The organism is Pseudomonas nunensis (assembly GCF_024296925.1).
Taxonomy (GTDB): domain Bacteria; phylum Pseudomonadota; class Gammaproteobacteria; order Pseudomonadales; family Pseudomonadaceae; genus Aquipseudomonas; species Aquipseudomonas nunensis.
Window position 1 is genome coordinate 1,026,361 of sequence record NZ_CP101125.1, and the last position, 24,384, is coordinate 1,050,744.

The 24,384-nt window shown below is 53.5% G+C and carries 23 protein-coding genes; 8 read left to right on the forward strand and 15 right to left on the reverse strand.

Annotation, left to right across the window (positions count from 1 at the left end; translation table 11 throughout):
* Positions 1-52: 52 nt before the first annotated feature.
* The gene (locus NK667_RS04760) at positions 53-1,657 is read left to right on the forward strand and encodes an ATP-dependent nuclease (RefSeq protein ID WP_054614005.1); all 1,605 of its coding nucleotides are present in this window, start codon (positions 53-55) and stop codon (positions 1,655-1,657) included.
* On the forward strand, positions 1,650-2,714 hold the full coding sequence (locus NK667_RS04765; RefSeq protein WP_054614006.1) for a UvrD-helicase domain-containing protein: 1,065 nt from the start codon (positions 1,650-1,652) through the stop codon (positions 2,712-2,714). Before NK667_RS04760 ends, NK667_RS04765 begins: the two co-directional genes overlap by 8 nt.
* Positions 2,715-3,527: 813 nt before the next feature.
* Here NK667_RS04765 and NK667_RS04770 read toward each other — a convergent pair.
* The 11 genes from NK667_RS04770 to NK667_RS04820 form a co-directional block, all read right to left on the reverse strand.
* Complete coding sequence (locus NK667_RS04770; RefSeq protein ID WP_054614007.1) at positions 3,528-4,574, reverse strand: tyrosine-type recombinase/integrase; 1,047 nt, start codon at positions 4,572-4,574, stop codon at positions 3,528-3,530.
* A gap of 422 nt (positions 4,575-4,996) precedes the next feature.
* Positions 4,997-6,427: a site-specific integrase gene (locus NK667_RS04775; protein ID WP_054614008.1), complete on the reverse strand. Its 1,431-nt coding sequence runs from the start codon at positions 6,425-6,427 to the stop codon at positions 4,997-4,999.
* Positions 6,420-6,971, reverse strand: a complete 552-nt coding sequence (locus tag NK667_RS04780) for a hypothetical protein (protein WP_054614009.1) — start codon at positions 6,969-6,971, stop codon at positions 6,420-6,422. Before NK667_RS04780 ends, NK667_RS04775 begins: the two co-directional genes overlap by 8 nt.
* Positions 6,952-9,099 carry a hypothetical protein gene (locus NK667_RS04785; protein WP_152980861.1) on the reverse strand — a complete coding sequence of 716 codons (2,148 nt, stop codon included), beginning with the start codon at positions 9,097-9,099 and terminating at the stop codon, positions 6,952-6,954. Before NK667_RS04785 ends, NK667_RS04780 begins: the two co-directional genes overlap by 20 nt.
* Complete coding sequence (locus NK667_RS04790; RefSeq protein WP_054614011.1) at positions 9,087-11,228, reverse strand: hypothetical protein; 2,142 nt, start codon at positions 11,226-11,228, stop codon at positions 9,087-9,089. Before NK667_RS04790 ends, NK667_RS04785 begins: the two co-directional genes overlap by 13 nt.
* A 416-nt stretch (positions 11,229-11,644) precedes the next feature.
* Entirely contained in the window at positions 11,645-12,037 is a 393-nt protein-coding gene (locus NK667_RS04795) for a response regulator (protein ID WP_054614012.1), read from the reverse strand.
* Between the two features lie 178 nt (positions 12,038-12,215).
* Entirely contained in the window at positions 12,216-13,547 is a 1,332-nt protein-coding gene (locus NK667_RS04800) for a deoxyguanosinetriphosphate triphosphohydrolase (RefSeq protein WP_054052070.1), read from the reverse strand.
* 68 nt (positions 13,548-13,615) lie between these two features.
* Positions 13,616-14,779 (reverse strand): EAL domain-containing protein, encoded by a 1,164-nt coding sequence (locus tag NK667_RS04805; protein WP_054052072.1) that lies wholly within the window; start codon positions 14,777-14,779, stop codon positions 13,616-13,618.
* 125 nt (positions 14,780-14,904) lie between these two features.
* On the reverse strand, positions 14,905-15,246 hold the full coding sequence (locus tag NK667_RS04810) for a hypothetical protein (protein ID WP_054614013.1): 342 nt from the start codon (positions 15,244-15,246) through the stop codon (positions 14,905-14,907).
* Positions 15,243-15,632: a phage holin family protein gene (locus NK667_RS04815; protein ID WP_054052077.1), complete on the reverse strand. Its 390-nt coding sequence runs from the start codon at positions 15,630-15,632 to the stop codon at positions 15,243-15,245. Before NK667_RS04815 ends, NK667_RS04810 begins: the two co-directional genes overlap by 4 nt.
* Before the next feature lies 1 nt (position 15,633).
* On the reverse strand, positions 15,634-15,948 hold the full coding sequence (locus NK667_RS04820; protein ID WP_054052078.1) for an ElaB/YgaM/YqjD family protein: 315 nt from the start codon (positions 15,946-15,948) through the stop codon (positions 15,634-15,636).
* A gap of 306 nt (positions 15,949-16,254) precedes the next feature.
* Here NK667_RS04820 and NK667_RS04825 point away from each other — a divergent pair, with 306 nt between their 5' ends.
* On the forward strand, positions 16,255-17,463 hold the full coding sequence (locus tag NK667_RS04825; protein WP_054614014.1) for an ammonium transporter: 1,209 nt from the start codon (positions 16,255-16,257) through the stop codon (positions 17,461-17,463).
* Here NK667_RS04825 and NK667_RS04830 read toward each other — a convergent pair.
* Positions 17,460-19,172: a cation:proton antiporter gene (locus NK667_RS04830; protein WP_054614015.1), complete on the reverse strand. Its 1,713-nt coding sequence runs from the start codon at positions 19,170-19,172 to the stop codon at positions 17,460-17,462. The two genes, NK667_RS04825 and NK667_RS04830, sit on opposite strands and share 4 nt — an antisense overlap.
* Before the next feature lie 208 nt (positions 19,173-19,380).
* Between NK667_RS04830 and NK667_RS04835 the strand changes: the two genes are divergently transcribed.
* The 3 genes from NK667_RS04835 (at position 19,381) to NK667_RS04845 (ending at position 21,052) form a co-directional block, all read left to right on the forward strand.
* Complete coding sequence (locus NK667_RS04835; RefSeq protein ID WP_054052084.1) at positions 19,381-19,617, forward strand: glutaredoxin family protein; 237 nt, start codon at positions 19,381-19,383, stop codon at positions 19,615-19,617.
* A 152-nt stretch (positions 19,618-19,769) separates the two neighbouring features.
* A complete protein-coding gene (locus tag NK667_RS04840; RefSeq protein ID WP_054614016.1) occupies positions 19,770-20,090 on the forward strand; it encodes a hypothetical protein in 321 nt (106 codons plus the stop codon).
* 71 nt (positions 20,091-20,161) lie between these two features.
* Positions 20,162-21,052: a pseudouridine synthase gene (locus NK667_RS04845; RefSeq protein WP_054614017.1), complete on the forward strand. Its 891-nt coding sequence runs from the start codon at positions 20,162-20,164 to the stop codon at positions 21,050-21,052.
* A 78-nt stretch (positions 21,053-21,130) separates the two neighbouring features.
* Here NK667_RS04845 and NK667_RS04850 read toward each other — a convergent pair whose 3' ends face one another.
* A complete protein-coding gene (locus NK667_RS04850) occupies positions 21,131-21,352 on the reverse strand; it encodes a YgdI/YgdR family lipoprotein (protein WP_054052090.1) in 222 nt (73 codons plus the stop codon).
* 77 nt (positions 21,353-21,429) lie between these two features.
* Positions 21,430-22,032: a molybdenum cofactor guanylyltransferase MobA gene (mobA, locus tag NK667_RS04855; RefSeq protein ID WP_054614018.1), complete on the reverse strand. Its 603-nt coding sequence runs from the start codon at positions 22,030-22,032 to the stop codon at positions 21,430-21,432.
* 81 nt (positions 22,033-22,113) lie between these two features.
* On the opposite strand from mobA, the gene moaB reads away from it, so the two are divergent.
* Positions 22,114-22,653 (forward strand): molybdenum cofactor biosynthesis protein B, encoded by a 540-nt coding sequence (gene moaB, locus NK667_RS04860; protein ID WP_054614019.1) that lies wholly within the window; start codon positions 22,114-22,116, stop codon positions 22,651-22,653.
* Between the two features lie 22 nt (positions 22,654-22,675).
* Positions 22,676-23,863, forward strand: coding sequence for a molybdopterin molybdotransferase MoeA (locus tag NK667_RS04865; RefSeq protein WP_161807658.1), 1,188 nt, complete (start codon positions 22,676-22,678; stop codon positions 23,861-23,863).
* 54 nt (positions 23,864-23,917) lie between these two features.
* On the opposite strand, the gene NK667_RS04870 is transcribed toward NK667_RS04865, so the two are convergent.
* Positions 23,918-24,181: a hypothetical protein gene (locus NK667_RS04870; protein ID WP_236708555.1), complete on the reverse strand. Its 264-nt coding sequence runs from the start codon at positions 24,179-24,181 to the stop codon at positions 23,918-23,920.
* Positions 24,182-24,384 lie beyond the last annotated feature (203 nt).

Here is a 24,384-nt window from a genome sequence, read left to right on the forward strand (position 1 = left end):
CACCTTGAAAACTATCAATGCCCCGCATTTTTCGCCAAGGGAATGACGATTCATGATCACTAGAATTCACATCCATGGGTACCGCATCTATAAGGATTTCAACCTTCTTCCGAATCCTAAAATGAACATTTTGGTCGGGGGTAACGACGCAGGTAAATCCACCTTGATGGAGGCGGTCTCGCTGGCTCTGAACGGCCGGATCGGTGGCCGCAGTGTCCTTGAAGAATTAAACCCGCACTGGTTCAACACCGAGCTCGTCAAGGATTTCCTTGCGGAGCGAGCCGACGGAAAAAAGCCCGCATTGCCAGAAATCCTGATAGAGCTTTACCTGCGCGATGACGATGAATTGCAGGTGCTCTGTGGTGCCGTGAACACCGCTGTCCCAACCAATGCCTGCCCGGGCGTCTTCTTGAGGATCTACCCAAACGAAGAGTACCAGGACATGCTGGATGACTGGCTCAAGACACCTAATGCCCTGCTGCCCGTTGAGTACTACACGTGCGAATGGCGGTCGTTCGCTGATCGGGAGCTTACCAAGCGTCCGCGGGTGCTGTCGGTGGCAACAATCGATTCTAGGACAGTCAAATCCTCAGCGGGTGTGGACTACCACCTTCGCCAGATCCTGAGCGACCACCTGGAATCCACTGAAAAGGCTGAAATTTCCTTGGGTTTTCGTACTGTCAAAGCCTCGATGACCGATGGTGCGCTGGCGACAGTCAATACACGGTTCTCGACACTGGGTGCATCATTGCTGGCGGAGCCTATGGCGTTGGCCATGGATCAGACGTCGCGCACGTCCTGGGAAAACGTCATTACCCCTCACGTAGACAATGTTCCCTTCTCGATGGCGGGCCAGGGTCAGCAAGCTGCGATCAAGATATCGCTCGCGATGAAGCGTCACTCGGCCAAAGTGAAGATCGTCATGATCGAAGAGCCAGAGAATCACCTGTCACACACCAGTCTTACCACTCTGCTAGACCGCGTTGAAAAGCTAGCTTCTGACGACCAACAATTGTTTGTGTCCACGCACAGCACGTATGTGCTCAATCGCCTAGGCCTTAACGCGCTGCACCTTTTGAATAGAAATCACGCGTCGAAGATTACGGCTCTCGATCCAGGAACTGTCCGGTACTTTCAGCGCCTTCCTGGATACGACACGCTCCGTCTCGTGCTGGCTAAAAAGGTTGTCCTGGTGGAAGGGCCGTCTGACGAAATCATTTTCGAAAGGGTGTTTCACGATGTGCATGGGTTAACACCCATGGCTGCCAGCGTCGATGTCATCAGCATGCGGGGGCTTGCGCTGGCCCGCTGCCTTGAACTGTGTGCTGCCGTCGATAAGCCGGTGGCGGTGATGCGGGACAACGACGGCATTGAGCCGGCTGATCTTAGAGTGCCAGTCGAGAAGTGGCTGGACAGCAAGAAGCGAGAACTCTTCATCGGCGAGGTGAGTGATGGTCGTACCCTCGAACCGCAACTGATCACAGCGAACGGTGAAGGTCATCTGAGAGATGTACTCGGAATCACGCCGAAAGCCGACTTGGTGACCTGGATGACACGAGAGAAGACTGAGGGGGCTTTGCTGATCGCTGAATCCCCGAAAGGCCTGACCGCCCCGAGCTACATGAAGGAAGCGGCGGAGTTCATCCAGAATGCCTAACCATTTGACGCTCGCAGTAGCTGGCGGACGAAAGACGCAGGGCCTTGTCGATTACTGCCGGGAAGCGACTGGTCGCAAGATTGCCGTGTTGACCTTCACCCAAACGAACCAGCAAGAGATCAGATCGCGCTTGGCAAGCCAGGCGGGCGACTGCAACACGTTGGAAGTGATGGGTTGGTACACTTTTTTGCTGCGCCATTTCGCCCAGCCATTCCTGCGTTTCAAATTCCCTAAGGATCGGGTCAAGGGCTTTGACTTTGAAGGCAGACCTTTCAAATTCGCCAAAGACAAAAGCAGGTTCATGGACTCTGGAAATCGGGTGTACGCATGCGAACTCGGCAAGCTTGCCTTTGAACTCATGCAAGCCACACCGGCGCTCCTGCGCAGGCTCGTTTGCATCTACGATGAGATATTGATCGATGAAGTCCAGGATCTTGCCAGCTTCGACTGGGAGATTTTGGAGGTACTGCTTGGCTCTAAAATTGATGTGCGGATGGTGGGAGATGTCAGGCAGGCGGTTTTGTCTACAAATCCCCGAGGCCAAAAGAACAAGAAATTTGGGTATGCGGCGTCGCTCGAATGGTTCCGGGATCGAGAGGCGGAGGGTTTGCTGAGCATCGCCTACGCCACCACGACCTACAGATGCAGGACAGAGATCGCTGCTTTTTCCGATACCATCTTTGACGCTACGTGGGGCTTCCCAGATACCAGCTCGGAGAATTTCGAGGAGACTGAGCACGACGGTGTGTACCTGCTTCATAGCCAGCATGTCGATGAGTACGTAGGCCGATTTAGACCACAGTGTCTGAGGCATTCGGTCACCTCGGCAAAACATCTCGACCTCGACTTTCAGAACTTTAAAGGGGTAAAGGGCGCGACATTCGATCGGGTATTGGTTGCGCCTACTGCCAATATTGAGAGCTTCATCAAGAAGGGCACCTCGTTGGAGGCCACAGCTGCAGCGGCGTTCTATGTCGCGGCGTCGCGAGCTCGACAAAGCTTGGCCATCGTCATCGACAAGGTCGGCACGTCGAAGCTACCAATATGGGCTCCATAGGCTCGATGGCCTGGGTTTTAGGTTTGGGGAGCTCTACAGGACTTTGCAGAGCCGGCACTAGCGCTATGGTGACACTTTCCTACTTGTCGTATTGGGGCGGCAGGGGGCAATCGTAGTTCACGTCAATCATGTCGATATTTTTTAGATCAAAATTGGCGTAGCTTTTCCATTTGACGTCCGCACCGAAGGTCGGCCGTAGAAGAAAACGAACGCAGTCGGCTTGGGCTTCTGGGCGATTTGGATAGCCGAATCGCCATGAGGTTCTTGAGCTTGTAGCTTTCGATGAGTGCGTCGGAGACAAAGCTTGAGGTGACGAGGCTTTCGTTTCCACGCATAAAGTTCTTTTTGAACCTGATCCGGTACTCATTCTCATCTTTTGTGCGATCAACGAAGGCCCAGCCGTAGTAAATGACGGGTTGGTCGGGCAGGTCGTCCAGACTGAATAGAGCTTCGCATCATGATGCGTTTGCCGAGCGCGACGTCCGTCAGCACTTGGCTAACCTCGCCGGCAGGGAGGGGAGGGTTTGTGTTCAAAGTGTTCTGCGCTCGAGTCATCGCTGGCCAATGGTTAGGCTGCGGTATGGAGTAACGTCAACAGGGAGGTCGCTCTTTCGGGCAGATTGGCCCGGCTACGCATGGGTTCCACGTCTGATGGTGGAACCCGTCTACTGTTACTACCTCAAACACTTTCGGCTGTGGAAAATAGCTGATTCGAATGCCGCTGGCTTGGCGAGTAATTGTTTACTCGAAGTAGGGCGACTTGGGAGCGACCGAGCCTCATTCGACTGAAGCTTGGCCCCTCCCTTTGATGCCTTATGCTTTTGGCTTCAGGTTTAGCAAGGAGCCGTAGTAGCGCAACATTTCAGGCGAGATATGGCCTGTCAAATTGGCCACGGTAGACTGCTTTGATTCTGCGATAGCTCGGATGAACCGAGCGATCACTGACAGCCGCAGTGCATGTACCGACATTCCCGTCGGATCGATTTGGGCCTCCAACAACCAGGAGCGCAGAATTCTATTCAACTCAAAAGAGGTCATTGGATAGGCAGAGGTCTTACCGGATGGAAACAGATAGTCTCCGTGAGAAAGCGCACTTTTTTCAATGTACCGACGAACCAATAATCCATCAGTTGTAATCAAAATGCGTCGTTTCCAGATCGTACGCGACTTGGTGAATGGCAAGTCCAGCATCACCTTATCGTGGGTGTGGATTACATTTTCGACTCTGAGTTGGTGTAGTTCAGACTGGCGGATACCAGAGAGCAGCACCGAAAACAAAACTCGATCACGAATAATGGCTTTGCGGTGGACTACCTCCGCGATGGCATCAAGCTCATGCTCACTTAGCAATTTTTTTGATAGGACGAGAGACGCGGAGCTCGAGGGTACAGTGCCTGATGAATCTGATGCTTCGTGAATTACGCCTCGGGCCGCTTCTGTGGATTTTTGCCTTGAACGCACTTTCGAACCATGGTTGTGTGTCTTGCCGACGTCAGCCGTTTGCCCTTGCCGAAGGCTGTGGAAAGCCAGAAGTTCGTGCAGTGGCAATAACATGACCAAACGCTCGATATCACTGTCGTCGATACCAACGACGTTGCTTGATTTGAGAAACTGAAAAATAGATGTGCTGACGTTGTCCCTTACCTCTGGAAGAGTAGGGACAGGTGCATCCGGCGAGCAATTTTTTGAAGATTGCGACACATCGTGAAAGTCGCGATAGCCCAGCCCTCGAGCCAGAATCTCTTGCGCGGTCATGAGGCTGATATCGTTAGCGATAGGCCAGTGATGCCGAAGCACGTTTGCAATGCGTTTGAAGCGGCGTTTTGGAGTTAGATCGAAGGTGTAGATCGGAAAGCGCATGGCATTTCTCCAATGCGTCAGGGTGTCGGCTGCCCTCTGACTATTGTCGAATGCCTACGGAGTAGATCATGACAACCTGAGGCCCATGGCCTTTTGCGAACCGACCGCTCGATCCAGGAATCGATTTATTAAAGCTAGCATAGCTTTGTGACCTGTCTAGGAAAACGGCCCTTCGAAATGCAGGAGTCTAAGAGCAGGAGCAGTTCTCGAACTCATCGGTCGATTGGTGAGCGGGCGCTAACTTGAGCTTCATCGCGTGCTCACTCATCGATGGTCGCTGAAGTTGATCGCTGCTATTGATCCTTTGAGCCTAAGGCCCGGCTTAGTCAGCCAAGCATAGCCGGTGGTGTTGCAGTCGATTCTGCGGGTTATGGGTGGCCTAGCCCAATTAACGAGAGATGTTTGGAATAACTCAATAGTCATTAAATGGAATTTAGTTTTGACAAGATTTGTTCGAGCTCAGAAATTCCTTTGGCGAGATCTGGGTCGCTATATATAGTGGAGTGCTTGGACAATTCATGTATCCTGATTTCAAGTTGTTGTATAAGCATTTTTGTTTGGTTTGGGGAGGGCGCGGATAAACTAGCTATCGCTATCGCAAATCCCTCATCGAAATAATTTTTCAGCGACATCGGATCACGATGGCCTGTAAGTTTGGCTACTTTGGCTAAGATTCTTCTTTGGACAGCCTCCATCCACAAATCTTTCTGAGCTATATCTCGCTTCAGTTCCTTTGCGATCTCATATGCTATCTGGGTAGTGATAAAACGATGTCGAAACATGGACAAGCATACTTGCACATCTGTGAGGCCAGATAGCTCACAAAGCCTTCTGAAGTCTCGCGCCAAGGATCGTGTTTTTATGGCTTTTCCATCTTGCGCCAGCATGAAGGATGTGGCTTTTGTGGGTGCAATATTTAAATATGCTATGAAAGCTGTACGTGCTTTAAGGTATATGGATATTTCGATCGCCTCCTCAAGCGATAGGGGGAACTCACGTATAGGTCTAGTTACTTGTCGTGTTTTCAATGTTGGAATGTACAGGGTTCTTTTTTCTAGCGGATGCTGATTCAACTTTAGGGGGATGCTGTTTAGCTCGTCAGGACGAAGGCCAGTCATTTTCGCGACTTTAAGAGTCGCTAGCCGACGGTTGTATAAATATTCGTTTTTCGCAATATAGTCGTCACGCCGTTGAGAAGCAGTAACATCGAACAAATATCTGGGATTGGTTTTCAGCCTATAAATTGTGTCGCTAATCTTGCCGATGAAGTTATCGGGCATGGGCTTTTTATCACCCACTGGGGGGCGCGCTGTTGGAATCGCTGGGTGGTACAGAATCGGCTGACCTTGCCTGTTGGCCTTCCATTCAATTGTCACTTGTGCACCAGTGCCTAACTCTCCAATGAGCTTAGGTTGTGAGACGAGCCGATAGTTCATTTGATACCAAATCAAAAAATCTATCACTCTTCTAATGGTATATGCGACATGGTTTGGACTGCGAGCATCAGTAAGGGCCGAATGTTTTAATTTTTTTCCTTCTAATAGGTGATTTGAGAGGCCCAAGAGGAACGTATCGTCAACTGCGAGTAAATGAGCACTATGGCTAAAGCAGTAACGTACGTAGTGAGTCATGTGACTTGCAAACGTTTCGGCTGAGTCGCCGGTGGCCTGAACAGTTACATGCTGTAACCAGATATTAATCAGGGTGCAAGGTGAGCCGTTTGGCCAGAACATATAGACTTGTTTCGAAAGAGTTTTTTTTCTGACGATTGCGGCATCTTTTTTTCGAGAATAAACCACACTCCAAGGCATCTCTAGTACCATGCCTGTTTGGTAAAGCTGAAACTTAGGCATCCACCTTTCCTCCCTGTATAACACTCCACGCCTTCGGAGGCAAAGCTGGGTTCGCACTAATGTCTTCAAATCTGAGGTTTGACTCGAATAGGAAGTTTGTTATCTGAAGTTTGGTTACATTATTAAGACTGGTATCTGTTTCCACTAGGTTTTTAAAAAACCTAAATAAATCAAGATAGGCATATGTAGCTAGCTGAGCTTGGTTGTACGCTTCATTAATCATAATTTCAGGCGTTGGTTTGTCCTCAATAAAATCTTGGCTGGCTAGTCTGTAAGTGGAATAGATTTTTGCTCGTAACGAACGCATGTGTTCCCAGAGATTCTCTGAAGTATGAGTGATGGCGGGAAGAGTGTGTTTTAAACAAAAGTTCTTAAGGGTGTTGTAACTTATTTTATCGAATTCATTCAAGATCTCTAAAGTGCAAAACGCTTTCATGTCGGCCAGCTTTTCTTGATGAGACTTTGTTAGGCTAATCTTTCCATCCCAAACTGACTGCAGCCAATCATGTCTTCTTTGTATGTTTTCAACGGTGGAATTTTTCATCTTGAGCCTCCCCGTATTTCAAAGCTATTTCTGTATCGAAAACTTCTGACTCATAGGTGGTCAGCCTTATGGTGTAAGTCGAAATGAGTAACCCGTCACTCGCCAGTAGCGCTTGGAGGAATTGGTCAAATTCAAATTTGTTTCTTGATTTTAAAGATGTAATATTCATAGTGGATAATATTTGTTTATACAAGGCCGAAAGCCCTTGGTTTTCGTTCAGGTTAAGGTTTCCAAGTTCAAGTTCGATTAGTTTGTCTTCGATGTTTTCAATGTTGTATTTGATGATTTCTTCTTCTGGCACGTCGCCACTTAGATAATCATGCAGGTAACGAGGGTCATCCTGTCCGGCTTGATGCCTTATAGCATCGTCTGCGTATACTTTTGCATGATTGTACATTGTGACAATGAAGAATTTCCTCATCTCGTGGATTTTGATGTACCAACGGCGTTTATAAATATCCACGGGAATTTCGATTATGTCGCAGAAAGACCGCATGGCAGAATTGATTCGTGAATCCACTCGTCTTCCACTTGGCTGATTAAAGCCTCTAGAAGAAGGGAAATAAAAAAGATGTTCGGAGTGTGGTGATGTATCTTGATATATTTCTTTCAGACCGCTGCCTAACACGGCTAATAGCTGAACCGCAACAGATGCAATGTAAGGGATTGGGCGGCGGATGTAGGGAGCGATTGGAACGCGCTTCTTAAGTATAGGCTGCTTGATAAAAGCTCCCTCGTTGTTAGTTTGGTAACTAAGCGAGTCGCGTAATATAGTGCTGAGCTCATTAATTCTAATGGGTTTCGTAAATCCGATTACTAACGCACACGCAGCTACAAAGCACTCAAGCGCAACTGCAAATGTCATATTTTTACTCGTGCTTTCCGTGTGTGATTGGCTGGTAAGTTTAGAAATGTTTAATGCGTCGGCCAACGGTTGGGCAGCCAGGCCTTCGAAGGGTTGTGTGTTATATGAAGAAATAATTTGTTCAAAGATTTTTTGCCTTTGTAGATGCCGATTGCTCCGCCCTTTTAATTCGCCAGGAGGGATGTTATGAAACGCGGTGATGATTTCAAGCGTCGCACCCACGATGGCTTTTCCATATACCATAATCCATTGTACTGCTTTATCTAGAGCGTACATGCCAATGGAATAAGGTATTTTCTTTGTGTGGCCATCCATTCTGATATTATATTTCTTCATGTGCTCTTTATGGTCAAACTTAAAGCTTGGCATGACGTCAGGTAAGTTTGAGTTTCCTTCAGCAAGCGACTTCAGAAGAATTAGGAACTGAATAAGTGATTTCCTGGTGATCTCCCCGGTCTTGTCTTTTTCAAAAATAGCAGTCTTATGAGAGGTGTGCTGTGCTCTTATTCTAACTCCCTCAACCAAGATCGACTGCTGGAGGGAAACTTCAAACTGTCGTAGAAATGTGCGGATATATATGTGGTTGAAAGCAGTGGCGTGAATGCCTAAAATCTTTGCCAAGTAGTCTCTAGAGACCAAACCAATTTCACAGTTTTTAATATTGCCTTTTCTAACGTATAAATTATTAGTTCTCAAATGGTCTATTATTTTTCCTATTTGGGGCTGTGTGAGCTTCTCACGATACTCTTCGTCAATCAGTTCGCAAAATAACTCACAAAGCCTCGGGATTATTTGAAGAATCCCTGCCCAGCCGCCTTCGCAGTATTGTTCAATGAGCACTTCAAAGGCGTTCTCATTGATTAGTTTAAAACCGCATGTCTGTGGTTGGTATCGTTCTTTATAGAGGCATTGCCAGCTTGCTATGTTGATGTAAAAGCGTACGTACTTCATCCATGTAGAATGATCGACTCGTGGTGACAGATATCCTGCTCGAACGCAGAAAACTTGCTTTTGAATCGTTTCTAGTAATAGTTTGTTATGCGGATCGGTTAATAGGCTTCCGTCAGGAAGAGATTCAGAAAAATTAATAGTTGCTGTTGCATTGTTCTTACCTACTACTTTCCATTCCGTCGAGCCTATACCTCCCTCCTTTAGCCAAGAGGCGGAATAGGTGATAGTGCCTTCTAAGTTCTGGCGGGCTTTCTCTATAAGTAAAGATAATGTCGCTCTGGAGCTCATGGGTTTAATATTTATTTTTGGCATGACTTTAACTCATTTATCAAGGCATCCACTTTAACGATTTTTTTGGCTAGCTTAGATTTTAATTCTAAAGCCTCAACGTAAACGGCCTGAAAATATGGAACAGATAAACCCGCAATATTCCCAATGATGGTGCCGTTTGCGCTCGGGTCTTTACTTATATCGTATGCGCAATGTAATAGGCGGGCTAATGTGGTGATCGATTCTTCAGTGATTCCCGAGGTGACATCTTCGAATTGTTTTATGCGTGGGCTTATACGAATTTCTGAAAATAAAAATATGGCAGCTAAAGAGGCGGCATCTAGTTTCAGAATTACCTTGTGATTCACTAGTCGTTCGATCAGGTGATGAACGGCATCCTCCGTAAGCTCAGCTGCATAGCGTTTAAGATCAATTGAGATTGGATCAGAAGCGACACTTACTGCCGCTTCTCTAATGATGAAGTTAAATAAGTCATTTTCTGTTAGAAAATCGCTCGCTGCCAGATGCCAAGGCTTGCCTTTAGTCGCCAAGACTATCAGTTTCGTCTGGAAGGTACGGAGGATGCGCACATTCCATCGCTGCTTCAACCACTTTGGAATGTACCTGACTATGATGACTGCAATAGAATTACCTAAAGTGTTTGCAGCCGCCTGATAGGTACCTTCTTTTAAAAAGCTAATCAGGGCCTGAGTTCCACGAATTCGCTTTAATGTAAATATTTTTCTTGATATGTCACCGGTAGTAAGCTCTTTTTCCAAAGCTTGATAAAGACTAACGCCCAACTTAGTGGTGAAAATTTGATCAAGGCTGCTGCTTAAACCAACCCATTCATATGTTGATGTTAAAAACATCTTTCTGTAATTGATATCGCCAGCTAGCATTAGTCGTATTCGAGCTTTCATTGTTGCCTTCACAAGCTCCACATAGATTTTATGGCTGCGGGGAGGTAGCGCGGAGACTTTTCGAGATATTGCCCGAGGTTTACTAACGCTCCACATTAGCCGGCCCAGGGCACTATTGTAATAATGTATGGGTTTGTCGTTCCCTGACAAATAATCTGCAGTACGTAGTGCGTGCGGATTAAACTTCGGATTTTCAGCTGCTAAAATTGCAGCTGCTGCACCGCAGTCTCGCGCTGAAAGGTACCCCAGTAGTCTGTTTAACGTCTCATTAATAGTTTGTGTAGGAGCCCCATAATCCCCTGCGATCTTCCTAAGCTCCTTTACCATTCTAGCCTGCATATAACTGTTGGTGCAGAACGGTTGAAAAAAAGGAATCTTTTCCATCGCCTTGTAAGAAATAGCATCCAACTCTCCTGTCCGGAGAAAAAAATGCTCGATCATCGCTAAAAACCACGCGGCGCCGTCTGGATTTTGAGCGTCAGCTATATATCGATGGTTAATGTAAAAATCTCCTGACGCTAAAACTGCCTCAATTTTTTCTACAGATATAGAATTGATTAAGCTTTCGCCTATGCGATGGCAGATTACTACGTTATCCCAGTAACCCTCACAAGCTAATACAATGGTTTGAGTGCGTGTCTCAAGATCGCTTTGAAGTTTATCAAGGAATTTATCTGTACTGATATTGAGGCTTTTGTCTACTAGGTAAGTCTTAGGCCATAAATCATCAACATTCGTCAATGGCCAAAGTGACTCTTCAACTGAGTCCAACACGTCTGCGCTTGTTTCGTCATCTGGGATTATAGGCTGCTTCATTGTCGGAATGACAATATCGAGAGGGATAATATGCCTTTGCTTAAGGTTTTTATATAGGAGGAGTACTTGTCGCCATTCCGTACGAATAGTTTCGAGTTTTTTGTCGCCTTTCTTGTTAAACTTTTCAGGGTGTGAAAGATGATATATGTAGTGTTCGCTAACAAATACTCTCCATTCTGAGCTGCCAAGTTCGGGCAAGCCCTTTCCTTCAGCATTCGCGAAATCTAATATTCTCTTGAGTGCATTTATACGATGTGCTTTTGTAAGGTTAGCAAATCTCTGACATATCAAAATCGTTTCATTGCATATTGACATCAAACTAGTTTCGGATGCTAAGGGCGGCCTTGGCAGTTCCATTTCTCTGCAGCGTTTCTTATTTTGCCACGGGAGCTGGAACAGGATATGGCCAGTGGCTATGTTGAATGAGATCATGGCTGAAGCCTCAGGATGCTCTGCCTGAAGATAGACGAGATGAAGTTGGTGTCAAATTTTCGGTATCAAAAAATGGCCTATCGATTGATTAACCGATTGAAATTTATCATGAAAAATATTTTGACGTTATGATCATGTCCACAAAAACATTCGAGTTCATAATCAAGTCCCATACGTGCGCGAATAAAGCGCGCACATTAGCTCAGTTAATTGAGAGGGCGCATGAGCGGACAGGTCTATAGCGGTGATATAGGACAATTCCTACAAATGAAAAAGAATAGGACTACGGATCAATTGGGTTTTGAGTGGGGAAATGTGAAAGTTCTGATTGTGTAATCAGAAAGTGACGATGTTTATAGTGCACATTACACGCGCGATTTTATTGGGCTTTTCAAGTGCGAGTATTTTGCGCACTTTTATATTAAGGCCAAGGTCAACAAGTTTCTAAATTCAGTTTGTTTCAGCGGCTTGGTCAAGTATCCCAGCAAGGGCAATCGGTGTTCACTGGCCTGTTTCCTGAGTCCCTCCAGTTCAAGGGAAGTCAGGCTGCTCAGCAGGATCGCCTGCCTGATCATTCCACGGTGACTGGCCAGCTGGATCAACTCCAGTCCGGGGAGGTCGGGCAGGCATTGATCGCAGAGCAGAATGTCGAATGGTTGCCGCGCCTCGTGCATCTTTTGCAACGCACCTTCGGCGCTGTCGGTGACGGTCAGTTGAGTGAAGCCGAAACTCTCGAGCAGGCATTGGGTCGCAAAGAGCTGGAAGGGATGATCTTCCACCAACAAGATGCGCCAGTCGTTTTTCAACATGGGAATTGGCATTAAACGGAATACGTCGCCAGCGGGGAGGGACGATTATTCCGCGGTTCGACAGGACAATCGATCAGCTGGCTCAGCGCGATACGTAGGGGGATTCGTTGAAACGCAGTTGACGGACGAGCGACTCGATCAGCCGGTCAGAATTATCTGACACGGCTGATTCCGGTTTTTATCCGTGGACGGAGCGGCCAGTCATTTCCTGGGCCATTTCACTGGCATAGCTGTCGGTCATGCCGGCGATGAAATCAATCATGCGCAGGAACGACGTATGCAACGGGCCATTCGGATCGGGCGCGTTATTGCCCAACAGGTCGAGTACCCGACGGCTCTTGAAGGATGGCGTGCGGCCGTTGTGCTGTTCCAGCGCCGCACCGCAGAAGGCGTTGAGCAGGATTTCCAGCGTGGTGTAGGCACCGATTTCATGCAGCGTCTTGCGCTTGTCCTGGAAGATTTTTTTGCGCGCCATGTCCTTGGCATTCAGCACGCAGCGCTTGGCCGGGCCGTGCATGTGTTCGACCAGATCGCCGGGCAGCGTGCCGGCCAGCAGCGCATCCTGCTGCTCGACAAAGGCGCGGGCGGCGGCGTTGGTCAGGTGCTCGATGGCCTTGCCCCGCAGGATTGCCAGTTTGCGCCGACGGGAATCTTGCGGGCCGAGCAGGCGATAGGTTTCTGGAATATCGTCACCCACCAGGTCGAGCAGCAACGACTCGACTTCTGCGTATTCCAGCAGGTCCATTTCCAGGCCATCTTCGAGGTCGATCAGCGCGTAGCAGATGTCATCGGCGGCTTCCATCAGGTACACCAGCGGATGACGGGCCCAGCGCTGGTCTTCCAGTTGCGGCAGGCCGAGTTTGTGCGCGATCTGTTCCAGCAGCGGCAGTTCGCTCTGATAGCAGCCGAACTTGTGCTTTTTGTAGCCCAGTGAATCGGCGTGCTTGGCCGTCCACGGGTACTTCAAGTAGGTGCCGAGGGTGGCGTAGGTCAGGCGCGTGCCGCCGTCGAACTGGTGATACTCCAGTTGGGTTAGCACGCGAAAGCCTTGGGCATTGCCTTCGAAATTCAGGAAGTCGTTACGCTCGACCTCGCTCATCGCATCCAGCCAGCCACGTCCGGCGGCCTGCTGGAACCAGTGACGAATCGCGTCTTCGCCCGAGTGGCCGAAGGGTGGGTTGCCGATGTCATGGGCCAGGCAAGCCGATTGCACCACCATGCCCAAATCACTCGGTTCGCACCATTCGGGCAGGGCGCTGCGAATGGTTTCGCCCACGCGCATGCCCAGCGACCGGCCGACGCAACTGACTTCCAGCGAGTGGGTCAGGCGCGTGTGGATGTGATCGTTGCTGGACACCGGATGCACTTGGGTCTTGCGTCCCAGGCGGCGGAACGCTCCGGAGAAAATGATGCGGTCGTGGTCTTTATGGAAAGGGCTACGGCCAAGTTCTTCCGGGCTGTGCAGCGGCTTTCCGAGGCGTTCGCGGGTAAGCAGGGTTTGCCAATCCAAGGCTGGTTCTCTCCGTCAAATGACTGATGGCCTAGCTTCCCGGTTCGCATCAGTGCCTGCAAGCAGAACTACAGCCCGGCGGCGTCGATATCGATGAGCAGCAGACGCTCACCGTTGTCGAAAAACTGTCCCGCCGTCAGGCAATACTGGTTACTGGTGGCATCGCGGTAGGTGTTGGAAAGCGTCAGCCGCCGCTCATCCCACCCCTCGGCCAGCAGATGATAGAAGTACGGGCGCCAAGACCAGTTGTGGCCCAGGTAGCGGTTATCGGCTTCCCAACGGTTGTTGCGCCATTCCAGATTGGGCGTCAGCTGCGTGCCGTGGCGATCGCATTGGTAGAAACGTAACAGCCAGGGAAAGGCATTCAGTTGCGGCAACGCGCTAATGGGCGCGCGGGCCTGGGCCCAATCCTGCAGGATCGCCATCAACTCGCTGAGTTGCCGGCGCATGACCATCAGTTGCCCGCGTTCAATCAGCTTGCGCTGGACATAGCGTTGGCGCAGTTGGGCGAACTGGTCGACGAAGGCATCGGTGGCGAAGAAATCGGTGTGCGCCCGGGCGAACAGAAAACCCTGCACATAACGTGAACCGCATTCCAGGGCAAAACTCAGTTGGGCTTCGGTTTCCACGCCTTCGGCGATGATCCAGCACCCGGTTTTCTCGGCCATCAGCGCCAGGGCCTTGACCACCTCGCTACTCGGTCCGCCCAGGGCTGCGGCCTGAAACAGGCGCATGTCGAGCTTGAGAATGTCGGGTTGCAGGGCAAGCACGCGATCGAGTTGCGAATAACCGGCGCCGAAGTCATCGATGGCAATTCGCGCACCGGCCTGGCGATAACGCGCGACCACTTCGGCCAGGCGTTGGCCGTCGCCGCCCAGTTCGGTGATCTCGAAGACGATGCGTTGGGGGTCGACGCCATGCCGGGCCAGTTGCTTGAGACTTGGCAGCGCTTGGTCCGGGCGCAAGCGACTGATCCAGCGCGGCGACATGTTCAGGCTCAGAAACCATTCCGAAGGTGCTTCGTGCAGACGGCTCAACGCGTTATCACGTATCTGTCGGTCGAGGCGACGCAGGGCGATGGCAGGAGTTCGCGGATCGGCGAACAGCGGCCCCACGGAGGTCAATTGACCATCGGCCTGGCGCAGTCGACCCAATGCTTCGACGCCCGCGATACGCCCGGTGGCGGTATCGATAAACGGCTGAAAGCAGGCGAGCGGTTGCCCGTCGATCACGAGGCCTCCTTAGTGAGGTTTTGTTTTTGGATGACCCGAGGCCGGGTAGGCACGCAGGATTGAACCCCTCGATAAAGAGGTTCAATCCCGGTGGTATTGCAAGAATGCAGCCAGCTAGCGAACGATCAGTGTTTGTTCGAGGAACCCTGCAGGACCAGCTTGATCAGCGGCCCCAGGCTGGTGCCCAGTTGAACCAGGCGTGTGAGGCTGCTGACGCCGCCGTTCTTGGCGCCCTTGCCGGTCAGGAAACCGAGCAGGGTTACGGCGGCCATGCCCCAGAGAGGAGCGTGCTTGATGCCAAAACCGCCTTGCAGGTTTTGAGTCATCCCGCGCACGCGCTGCAGGGGTTGCAACAATTGCCGGGATTCCTGGCGGATTTCCTGGCGATGCATTTCCATGCGCAAACGGATCAGCGCCTTGCGCATTTCCGCGCGCGAGCTGTTGTGCGGCAGTTCAGGCAGGCTCATGGCAGCAGGCGCTCCCGATCATTGGCCAGTTCTTCCAGGGTGCCATGGAAGGGCGAGGATTCATCGAATACCGCAGCCTTGAGGCGCATCCCGCAGAAAATCGCGGCCAGGGTGTAGAACACGCACAGCCCGATAATGGCGGCCAGGCGATAGGTGTCCCAAAACAGGATCATCACCAGCGTCGACAACCCCACCAGCAACAGCAAGGCAAACACCAGCGCCAGGCCGGCAAACAACAACAGGCTGACGGTGCGGGCTTTCTGTTCCTGCAATTCGATGCCGAACAATTCGACATGGCTGTGCAGCAACCCTAGGAAAGCCGCACCCAGCCGCCGCGAGGAAGCGCTTGTGCCCGTCGCGGACGGGCCGGATTCGCCGATAGACATATCAGCGACGCGTGGCCAGCAGGCCAATCAGGAAGCCCACGCCAGCGGCGATACCCACCGATTGCCATGGGTTGGCCTGAACGTAATCTTCGGTGGCGGTGACGGCGGCCTGGCCGCGCTCGCGCAGCGAGTCTTCGGTCAGTTTCAGGGTTTCGCGAGCACGCAGCAGGCTGTCGTGGATCTGGTCACGCAATTCATCGGCCTGATCGCCGGCGATGGATTTTGTGTGTTCCAGCAACCGTTCGGTGTCGCTGACCAGGGTCTGAAAATCGTTCATCAGGATTTCTTGAGCAGTCTTTGCCTTGATGCTGGCCATGGGTGAATCTCCGTAAGTGGCTTCTGATGCGTTCGAGTATGAGCCTTGGGTGAAGGTTCAGTACAAATGACTGGTACAACTTTTGCTATGTCATGGTGCGTCAGCCCGCGCCGTTGCGCTGTTGCTGGGCATGATTTGAGCAAAACCATAACTCAAATAATCGAAACCCGCGCAAAGGTCACGACCTTGTGCGCCAAAGCGGTTCATTGGAATCAATGCGTTGGTTCCGGCAGGCCGCAACTTGGTGCATGGATTATCTGCGCGAACTGCTTTGGTGCTTTTTTAGCCTTCAGGTCTGCCAACCCCATGGAAAATCTGCAAAGCGCTGTGGACAGTCTGGTCCATAGCTCCAATACGTTGTTCATTCTGATCGGTGCGGTCATGGTTTTGGCCATGCACGCCGGTTTCGCGTTTCTGGAAGTCGGTACGGTTCGGCAAAAGAACCAAGTCAACGCGTTGTCGAAAATCCTCAGCGACTTCGCGATTTCGACGTTGGCGTATTTCTTTATAGGCTACTGGATTTCCTACGGCGTGACTTTCATGCAACCGGCGGCGGTGATCAATGCCGATCACGGTTACGCTCTGGTGAAGTTCTTCTTCCTGCTGACCTTTGCGGCGGCGATCCCGGCGATTATTTCCGGTGGCATTGCCGAGCGGGCGCGCTTCGTTCCGCAGTTGTGCGCGACGGCGCTGATCGTGGCGTTCATCTACCCGTTTTTCGAGGGCATGATCTGGAACGGCAACTTCGGCGTGCAAGCCTGGTTGCTGCAGCACTTTGGCGCCAGCTTCCATGATTTCGCCGGCTCGGTGGTGGTTCACGCCATGGGCGGCTGGCTGGCGCTGGCAGCGGTGTTGTTGCTGGGACCACGGCAGGGGCGTTATCGCGACGGTCGGCTGGTGGCGTTCGCGCCGTCGAGCATTCCCTTCCTGGCTTTGGGCTCGTGGATTCTGATCGTCGGCTGGTTCGGCTTTAACGTCATGAGCGCGCAGACATTGCAGGGCGTCAGTGGCTTGGTGGCGGTGAATTCGCTGATGGCCATGGTCGGCGGCACGGTGGCGGCGCTGATCGTCGGGCGCAATGACCCGGGCTTTCTGCATAACGGCCCGTTGGCCGGGCTGGTGGCGATCTGCGCCGGTTCCGACCTGATGCACCCGGTCGGCGCGCTGGTGACCGGCGCGATTGCCGGGGCCTTGTTCGTCTGGTGCTTTACCGCAGCGCAAGGCAAATGGCACATCGATGATGTGCTGGGTGTCTGGCCGTTGCACGGTTTGTGCGGTGTCTGGGGCGGGATTGCTTGTGGCATTTTCGGCCAGACGGCACTGGGCGGCCTCGGCGGCGTGAGCCTGATCAGCCAGTTGATCGGCACCTCGCTGGGCGTGATCGTGGCACTGGCCGGCGGCTTCGCGGTGTACGGCACGATCAAGGCATTCCATGGTTTGCGCCTGAGTCAGGAAGAAGAGTATTACGGCGCGGACTTGTCGGTGCACAAGATCGGCGCCGTGAGCCAGGACTAGTTTTCCTCATCGTCGGCACCGGGATAAAACCGGTGCAGCAGGCTGTAGCGGTCATGTCGGACCTGATCGACCCGCTCCTGGACCTGATGCGCCGGCAGACCCAACATGATCAGCGCATGGGAGGCGAGCATCAGGCTCGACTCCAGTAACTCCGGCACCACTTCATTGGCGCCGGCGGCTTTCAATTCGGCCCACTGACTGTCGTCCCGGGTGCGCACCAGGATCGGCACGCTCGGGTTGTATCGACGTGCTTCCTTGAGGATCAACAGGGCGATATCAGTCTGGTCCACGGCAATCACCAGTAACCGCGCACGCTCCAGTCCCACGGCGGCGAGCAACTCGCCGCGTCGTGAATCGCCATAGTGCACGCTACTTTCCTCGGCGGCCGCTTCCTGCACCCGCACCGGGTCGTTATCCAGGGCGATATAAGGTTGCTGGGCGTTGTGCAGAAAGCGTCCGATGGATTGCCCCACGCGACCGTATCCGCAAATCACCACATGGCCGTGCAACCCGGCGTTGAGCGCGCTGATTTCCTCGAGTTTTGCTTCGTCGTTGGGTTTGCGATGCAGGCGCGCGGCGATACGTGGCGCGGCGCGCAGCAACAATGGCGTAACCAGCATCGAACAGAACGTCGCCGCCAGCAGCAAGCCGCCAAGGTCGGCGGGCATCAATTTGTTCTGTTGCATCTGCGCCATCAAGGCAAAGCAGAACTCGCCGCCCTGGGCCAGCGCCAAGCCACTGCGCCAGGCGGTCTCGCCATCGCTGCCGCGCCATTTGACCAGCAGAGCCACCACACTGCCCTTGATCAGCAGCAATCCGAGCGTGAGGCCGAGGATCAACAAGCCGTGGCTGGCAAACAGTTGCAGGTCGATCAGCATGCCGATACTGACGAAAAACAGTCCCAGCAGGATGTCGCGGAACGGCCGGATGTCCGCCTCGATCTGATGCCGGTAATGACTTTCCCCCAGCAGCATGCCGGCGAGGAACGCACCGAGAGCGGGGGAGAGTCCAAGCAGATGCGTCAGCCAGGCGGTCAGCAGCACAATCACCAACGCCAGCAGCACGAACAGTTCTGCGGAACGGGACGCGGCAACTTCCTGGAACAACCGGGGCAGCAACCAGCGACTGGCCAGCAGCAGGCCGACAAACAGCAACACGGTCTTGGCCAGTGTCAGGGGCAGCGCCCAATACCAGGCTTGATCGCTACTGCCGGCGAACACCGGCACCAGGGTCAGCAGCAACACCGCCACCACGTCCTGGAACAGCAGCACGCCAATGGCATTCTGGCCGTGACTGCTGAAAATCTCCCCCAAGCTGCCCAGCTCCTTGCTGACGATGGCCGTGGACGACAACGCCAGGCCGGCGCCGAGCAGCAGCGCCGGGGTGACCGACATGCCGAACAGCATCAGCAAACCGCCGAGCAGCAGCCCGGAAACCAGCACTTGCAGACTGCCGAGGCCGAACACCACCTGGCGCAACGCGAGCATTTTCGACAGGGAAAACTCCAGCCCCAGGGAGAACAGTAAAAACACCACGCCCAACTCGGCGAGGTCTGGCAGCTCCTCGCTTTCATTCACCCAATCCAATGCCGTGGGCCCGACCATCAGCCCCACGCAGAGGTAGCCCAGCACCGGCGGCAAACGCAGGCGCCGGAACAGGGCAATGACCACCAGGGAGGAGGCGAGGATGATCAACAGATTGGCAAACACTGAAAACTCCGGTGAAGGGTTCGGGCTACCCAAGCGTAGAGGCAAAAAAAGTCCAGAGCATCGCGCAAACGGGATTGCGCGCAAATGATGTGCATCAGGAAATTGCCGAAACCTTTTGAAATTGGCTGGCGGGCCCTTGGGGCGTTGGCTCGACGGTTGATGGCGGCGGGGCCTAGAATGAAAGTCTATTTGAACAGGTCTGTTTGTCATGCCTCCTGAATGTCAGCTGTTCGGCACCTTGGGTTGCCATCTCTGTGAACTTGCCGAAGACGAACTGATGCCTTTGGTCGAGCACGGTTTGATGGTGGAGTTGGTGGATATCGCGGAAAACGAGGATTGGGTCGAAGACTACGGCCTGCGTATCCCGGTGTTGCGGCGCCTGGATACCGGCGCTGAACTGGATTGGCCCTTCGACGCCGAGCAGGTCGTTACGTTCTTGCGCTAGGTCTTCCCCATCCGTCGCGGTGTTGTGTTCCGCCATTGGCGAAAAACAGGTTATTCGGTTACTGTATGTTCATACAGTTATTCGGATTGCCTGCCATGCGTCCTCCTATCTCGGAGTTGGCCAGGTAATCCCGCTAGTCAGAGGGATGAACCGTGGTCAATGTCGAACAATTGAAGAACAGCGTGAACCGGATGTCGGTCGATGTGGTGCGCGAGGCGGTCCTCGAACTGCGTCTGGATGGCCTGGTCACGGAAGGTAAAACCCCCTTCAACAAGCTGCATTTCAACACCTGTTTCGCCGAGATCGAAGCCCTGTTCCAGCGCGCGGGTTATCACCGGCAACTGGACGTCGTGGGGTACCAGGGCTTGATGTACGCGCTTTACGATCCCGTTCGCTGGGAAGCGGTGGATGTGCTGCGCTGGCTCAAGGAATTCACCGAAGCAGCGGCGCGGACTCAGTCGATACCGGCCTGAGGATTCTCCGCTAGGTTCGCTCCGGCCGCTGTTGGATAATGCCGCCCTGTATTGAGGGTTAGAGCGTTCGTATGTCCACTTCATCGTTTTCCGCTGCACACAGCCAGGCCAGCACCCTCTATTTGCCGCCGGGCCCGTGGCAGACCGTGCTCGATTGCCTGTGCGAGCACTTCGGCGCTATCGGCCGTGAGCAATGGCTGGACCGTATCGCTCGTGGCCGTGTCCTCGACGGCCAGGGACAGCCGATAGCCCTGGACCTGCCGTACAAGGAAGGTCTGCGGATTCATTATTTCCGTGAAGTGCCGGACGAAAAGCCGATCCCGGTGGTCGAGTCGATCCTGTACGCCGACGAACATTTGGTAGTCGCGGACAAACCGCACTTTCTGCCCGTTACGCCGGCTGGCGAATACGTGGAGCAAACCCTGTTGCGACGGCTGATCCACCGCCTGGATAACCCGCATCTGGTGCCGTTGCACCGCATTGACCGGCATACGGCGGGGCTCGTGCTGTTTTCGGCCAACCCGCAGACGCGTTCAGCGTATCAGTCGTTGTTTCCGACGCGCCAGATCGAAAAGCGCTACGAGGCGATTGCACGGGCGTTGCCTGAGCTGTCCTTCCCGCTGGTGCATAAAAGTCGGCTCGTGGACGGCGAACCGTTCTTTCGCATGCAGGAAGGCCCAGGTGTCAGCAATACCGAGACGGCGGTCGAGGTCAGGGAGAAAAACGGCGAGCTCTGGCGTTACGGGCTGTACCCAGTCACTGGCAAAAAGCACCAGTTGCGGGTGCACATGACCGCCTTGGGTGCCAGCATCTGCAATGATCCGTTCTATCCGCAGGTACTCAAGGACGTCGAGGATGATTACGCCAATCCCTTGAAGCTGCTGGCCCAAGGGCTGCGATTCGTGGATCCGGTCACCGGCGAGGAGCGCGCCTTCGAGAGCACCATCACCTTGCAGTGGTGATCGGCAGCGCACTTTTCTTCAGCCACGAAAAAGCCCGCATTTAGCGGGCTTTTCTGTATCTGGTTGTCACCGCAAGGATTACAAGTCCTTGACGGTACGAACCTGATCCTTGTTGATGCGGGTGTGCTTGCCGTCCAACTGTTCGAACTCGTAGAAACCCGACTCTTCATCGAATTTAGGTTGGTCGACGGCCTGGATTTCACGACCATCATTCAAGGTGATCACTGTTGGCGATGCACAACCGGCGAGGGTAGCGAGGCCCAGTGCGAGCATGAAAGTGGCGAGGGTCCGTTGAGTCATGAGTGTGTCTCCGAATATGAATACTTTTAGTTACTGAGCTTGTAGACGTATGCAACGAGCGCAAGTTCCTTCTCGTGTCAGTCTGACACAGTGTTGTGTGCACTTAACAGTTCTGGTGTGTTCAGGTTGGCCAGCCGAGGGTCGTTGTCCGGGCATTGCAGGGCGGTGGCACCCAGCTGCCGCATGATTCGCCCGGGGCTGCGCTCGCCTTCGTTCCAGGCGTTTTCGAACGCATTTGAAAGGACCACGGGAATAATGCACAGCAACGGCTCCCAATGGTCACCGTGGCGCAGCATCAGGGGATTGTCCGGGTGCTGTGCGGCGGTTTCGCGCATGTCTTGAAGCAGGGCTGCGTCGATGCGCGGCACGTCACAGGGCAAAACCAGCAAATGGGCATGGCGGGCGGCTTTCAGGCCAGCACGGATACCTGCCAGGGGCCCGGGGAAATCGGCGTGATCATCAACCACCAGTTGGTCGGCGTAGGGCGCGTATTTTTCCTGGTTTCTGTTGCAGGAGATGATCAAGTCGTCGCTCAGCGCGCGGGTCTTGCGGTGCAGATGGGCAATCAGCGGTTCGCCGTGCCACTCGATCAGCCCCTTGTCCTGGCCGCCCATGCGCTGGCCACGTCCACCCGCCAGGAGCAGAATTGAACAGGTCGGCAGCGGTGTCGTTGAAGTCATGGCAGCTCTCCATGGGGGCGGCGAAAAATTGAGGCGCTGTGATATAACACCGGGCTGTTTCCCCTACAACTGGAAGAGCCTATGAAAGCCAAGGCTGATGTACCTTTCGCGCCGCTCAACATCGCGGTGTTGACGGTCAGCGATACCCGAACCCTGGAAACCGACACCTCTGGGCAGGTCTTTGTCGACCGCCTGAGAGCAGCCGGTCACAACCTCGCAGAACGGGTGTTGCTTAAAGATGACCTCTACAAAATTCGCGCGCAAGTCGCCACCTGGATTGCCGACGATGTAGTGCAGGTCGTGCTGATTACGGGCGGCACCGGATTCACCGGGCGTGACAGCACGCCGGAAGCGGTCAGTTGCCTGCTGGATAAGCAGGTCGATGGTTTTGGCGAATTGTTCCGGCAGATTTCCGTAGCCGACATTGGCACCTCGACCGTGCAGTCCCGAGCATTGGCCGGCTTGGCCAACGGCACGCTGGTTTGCTGCTTGCCGGGTTCGACCAACGCCGTGCGTACCGGTTGGGATGGCATTCTGGCCGAGCAACTGGATTCGCGGCATCGTCCGTGCAATTTCGTCCCTCATCTGAAACAGGCGGCCCCCTGTGAATCCCGCGGGTAAGCCCGGCAAGACCGGCAGCTTGATGCCTGTCGAGGTGGCACTGGCGCGCTTGCTGGAAATGGCCGAAGCGGCACCGATCCGCGAGCGCGAACACCTGCCGTTGGCGCAGGTTCAGGGTCGTGTGCTGGCAGAGGATCTGATCTCGACGCTGGACCTGCCGCCCTGGCCCAACAGTGCCATGGACGGTTATGCCTTGCGACTGGCCGACTGGAGCGGTGAACCGTTGGTGGTCAGCCAGAAGATTTTCGCTGGCCAGGCCCCGCAACCGTTGCAGCCAGGCACCTGTGCACGAATCTTTACCGGCGCGCCGGTGCCTGCCGGTGCCGACTGCGTCGAGATGCAAGAAAACGCCGAGGTCCAGGCCGATGAGCGCGTGCGTTTTACCGAAACCATGACGCCGGGCCAGAACATTCGTCCACAGGGCCAGGAAACCACTGCCGGTGAATTGGTCTTGTCCGCCGGCACGCGTTTGGGGCCTATCGAGCAGGGGCTGGCGGCATCGCTGGGATGTGCTGAGCTGGCGGTGGTGCGCAAGGTTCGTGTGGCGGTGCTGTCCACCGGTGATGAACTGATCGAACCCGGTCAGGCGTTGGGTCCGGGACAGATCTACAACAGCAATCGTGTGTTGCTTTGCAGCTGGTTGCAGCGTTTGGGTTGCGAGGTGATTGATGCCGGCATTCTTGAGGATGATCTGGCGGTAACGCGTGCTCGCTTGGGCGAACTGACCAATGTGGACCTGATTTTGTCCACTGGCGGTGTATCAGTAGGGGAGGCCGACTTCCTGGGCATTGCCTTGCGCGAAGAGGGTGAGCTCACATTGTGGAAGCTTGCAATCAAGCCCGGCAAACCGCTGACGTTTGGACATTTCCGTGGCGTACCGGTGATTGGCTTGCCGGGTAACCCGGCTTCAACGCTGGTGACCTTTGCTTTGTTGGCGCGGCCTTATCTCCTGCGCCGTCAAGGTGTCCAAGAGGTTGAACCGTTGAAGTTCCCGGTGCCGGCAGGGTTCGTCTGGCCCAAGGCTGGCAACCGACGGGAGTACCTGCGTGGGCGCCTCGAGAATGGTCGGGCAATCATCTACAGGAATCAAAGCTCCGGCGTTCTGCGCAGCGCCGCTTGGGCCGAAGGCCTGGTGGAGGTGCTGGAAGATCGCACGTTGATCGAGGGTGAATACGTCAACTTCATCCCCCTGAGTGAAGTCTTGGGCTGATGCCTGTCGACGCAGGGCCGGCTGATTCAGCCGGGCCTCGCGTCACCCTGCCGCTTAATGAGACAGGAGCGTCACGACCTGATCGAACCGGCTGTTGGCGATCCATCCCAGAAGCCCCAGTAACACGGCGCTTGCGCCAGCCAGGTAGGCCAGTCGGTGCTTGATGGATTTGACGTCACCACGCACTTCGTCCATGTCTCGGCGAATGTACTTGAGGTGGGTCTCCAGCTCAACGACGCGAGGTTCCATAGCTTCTCCAGCAGGTTTTGCGCTGTTTGTGAATTCAGTCTGGTGAGCCCTTAGGGCGTTTGCATTCATTGCGTGCACATCCTTGTGTGTTTGTATTTTGATGGTTGAAACCACAGGGCCCAACGTTGGACCAATCACCTGGCTCGGTCAATTGAGCCGATTCCGTATGTCTCGTAAGAAAAAATACCGCGTTGTAGGACCCCGGGCGCCGGGACCCTGAATTAATTCAAGTTTTCCTGACTTTTTTGCGTGTCCGTGAGGTCAACATCTCC

Coding starts and splice junctions, on each gene's coding strand:
- NK667_RS04865 (WP_161807658.1), top strand. CDS start 22,676: ATGCCTGTCGAGGTGGCACTGGCGCGCTTGCTGGAAATGGCCGAAGCG.
- NK667_RS04765 (WP_054614006.1), top strand. CDS start 1,650: ATGCCTAACCATTTGACGCTCGCAGTAGCTGGCGGACGAAAGACGCAG.
- NK667_RS04795 (WP_054614012.1), bottom strand. CDS start 12,037: ATGTTGAAAAACGACTGGCGCATCTTGTTGGTGGAAGATCATCCCTTC.
- NK667_RS04785 (WP_152980861.1), bottom strand. CDS start 9,099: ATGCCAAAAATAAATATTAAACCCATGAGCTCCAGAGCGACATTATCT.
- NK667_RS04850 (WP_054052090.1), bottom strand. CDS start 21,352: ATGACTCAACGGACCCTCGCCACTTTCATGCTCGCACTGGGCCTCGCT.
- moaB (WP_054614019.1), top strand. CDS start 22,114: ATGAAAGCCAAGGCTGATGTACCTTTCGCGCCGCTCAACATCGCGGTG.
- NK667_RS04770 (WP_054614007.1), bottom strand. CDS start 4,574: ATGCGCTTTCCGATCTACACCTTCGATCTAACTCCAAAACGCCGCTTC.
- NK667_RS04870 (WP_236708555.1), bottom strand. CDS start 24,181: ATGAATGCAAACGCCCTAAGGGCTCACCAGACTGAATTCACAAACAGC.
- NK667_RS04825 (WP_054614014.1), top strand. CDS start 16,255: ATGGAAAATCTGCAAAGCGCTGTGGACAGTCTGGTCCATAGCTCCAAT.
- NK667_RS04760 (WP_054614005.1), top strand. CDS start 53: ATGATCACTAGAATTCACATCCATGGGTACCGCATCTATAAGGATTTC.
- NK667_RS04835 (WP_054052084.1), top strand. CDS start 19,381: ATGCCTCCTGAATGTCAGCTGTTCGGCACCTTGGGTTGCCATCTCTGT.
- NK667_RS04780 (WP_054614009.1), bottom strand. CDS start 6,971: ATGAAAAATTCCACCGTTGAAAACATACAAAGAAGACATGATTGGCTG.
- mobA (WP_054614018.1), bottom strand. CDS start 22,032: ATGACTTCAACGACACCGCTGCCGACCTGTTCAATTCTGCTCCTGGCG.
- NK667_RS04790 (WP_054614011.1), bottom strand. CDS start 11,228: ATGATCTCATTCAACATAGCCACTGGCCATATCCTGTTCCAGCTCCCG.
- NK667_RS04775 (WP_054614008.1), bottom strand. CDS start 6,427: ATGCCTAAGTTTCAGCTTTACCAAACAGGCATGGTACTAGAGATGCCT.
- NK667_RS04810 (WP_054614013.1), bottom strand. CDS start 15,246: ATGAGCCTGCCTGAACTGCCGCACAACAGCTCGCGCGCGGAAATGCGC.
- NK667_RS04820 (WP_054052078.1), bottom strand. CDS start 15,948: ATGGCCAGCATCAAGGCAAAGACTGCTCAAGAAATCCTGATGAACGAT.
- NK667_RS04815 (WP_054052077.1), bottom strand. CDS start 15,632: ATGTCTATCGGCGAATCCGGCCCGTCCGCGACGGGCACAAGCGCTTCC.
- NK667_RS04845 (WP_054614017.1), top strand. CDS start 20,162: ATGTCCACTTCATCGTTTTCCGCTGCACACAGCCAGGCCAGCACCCTC.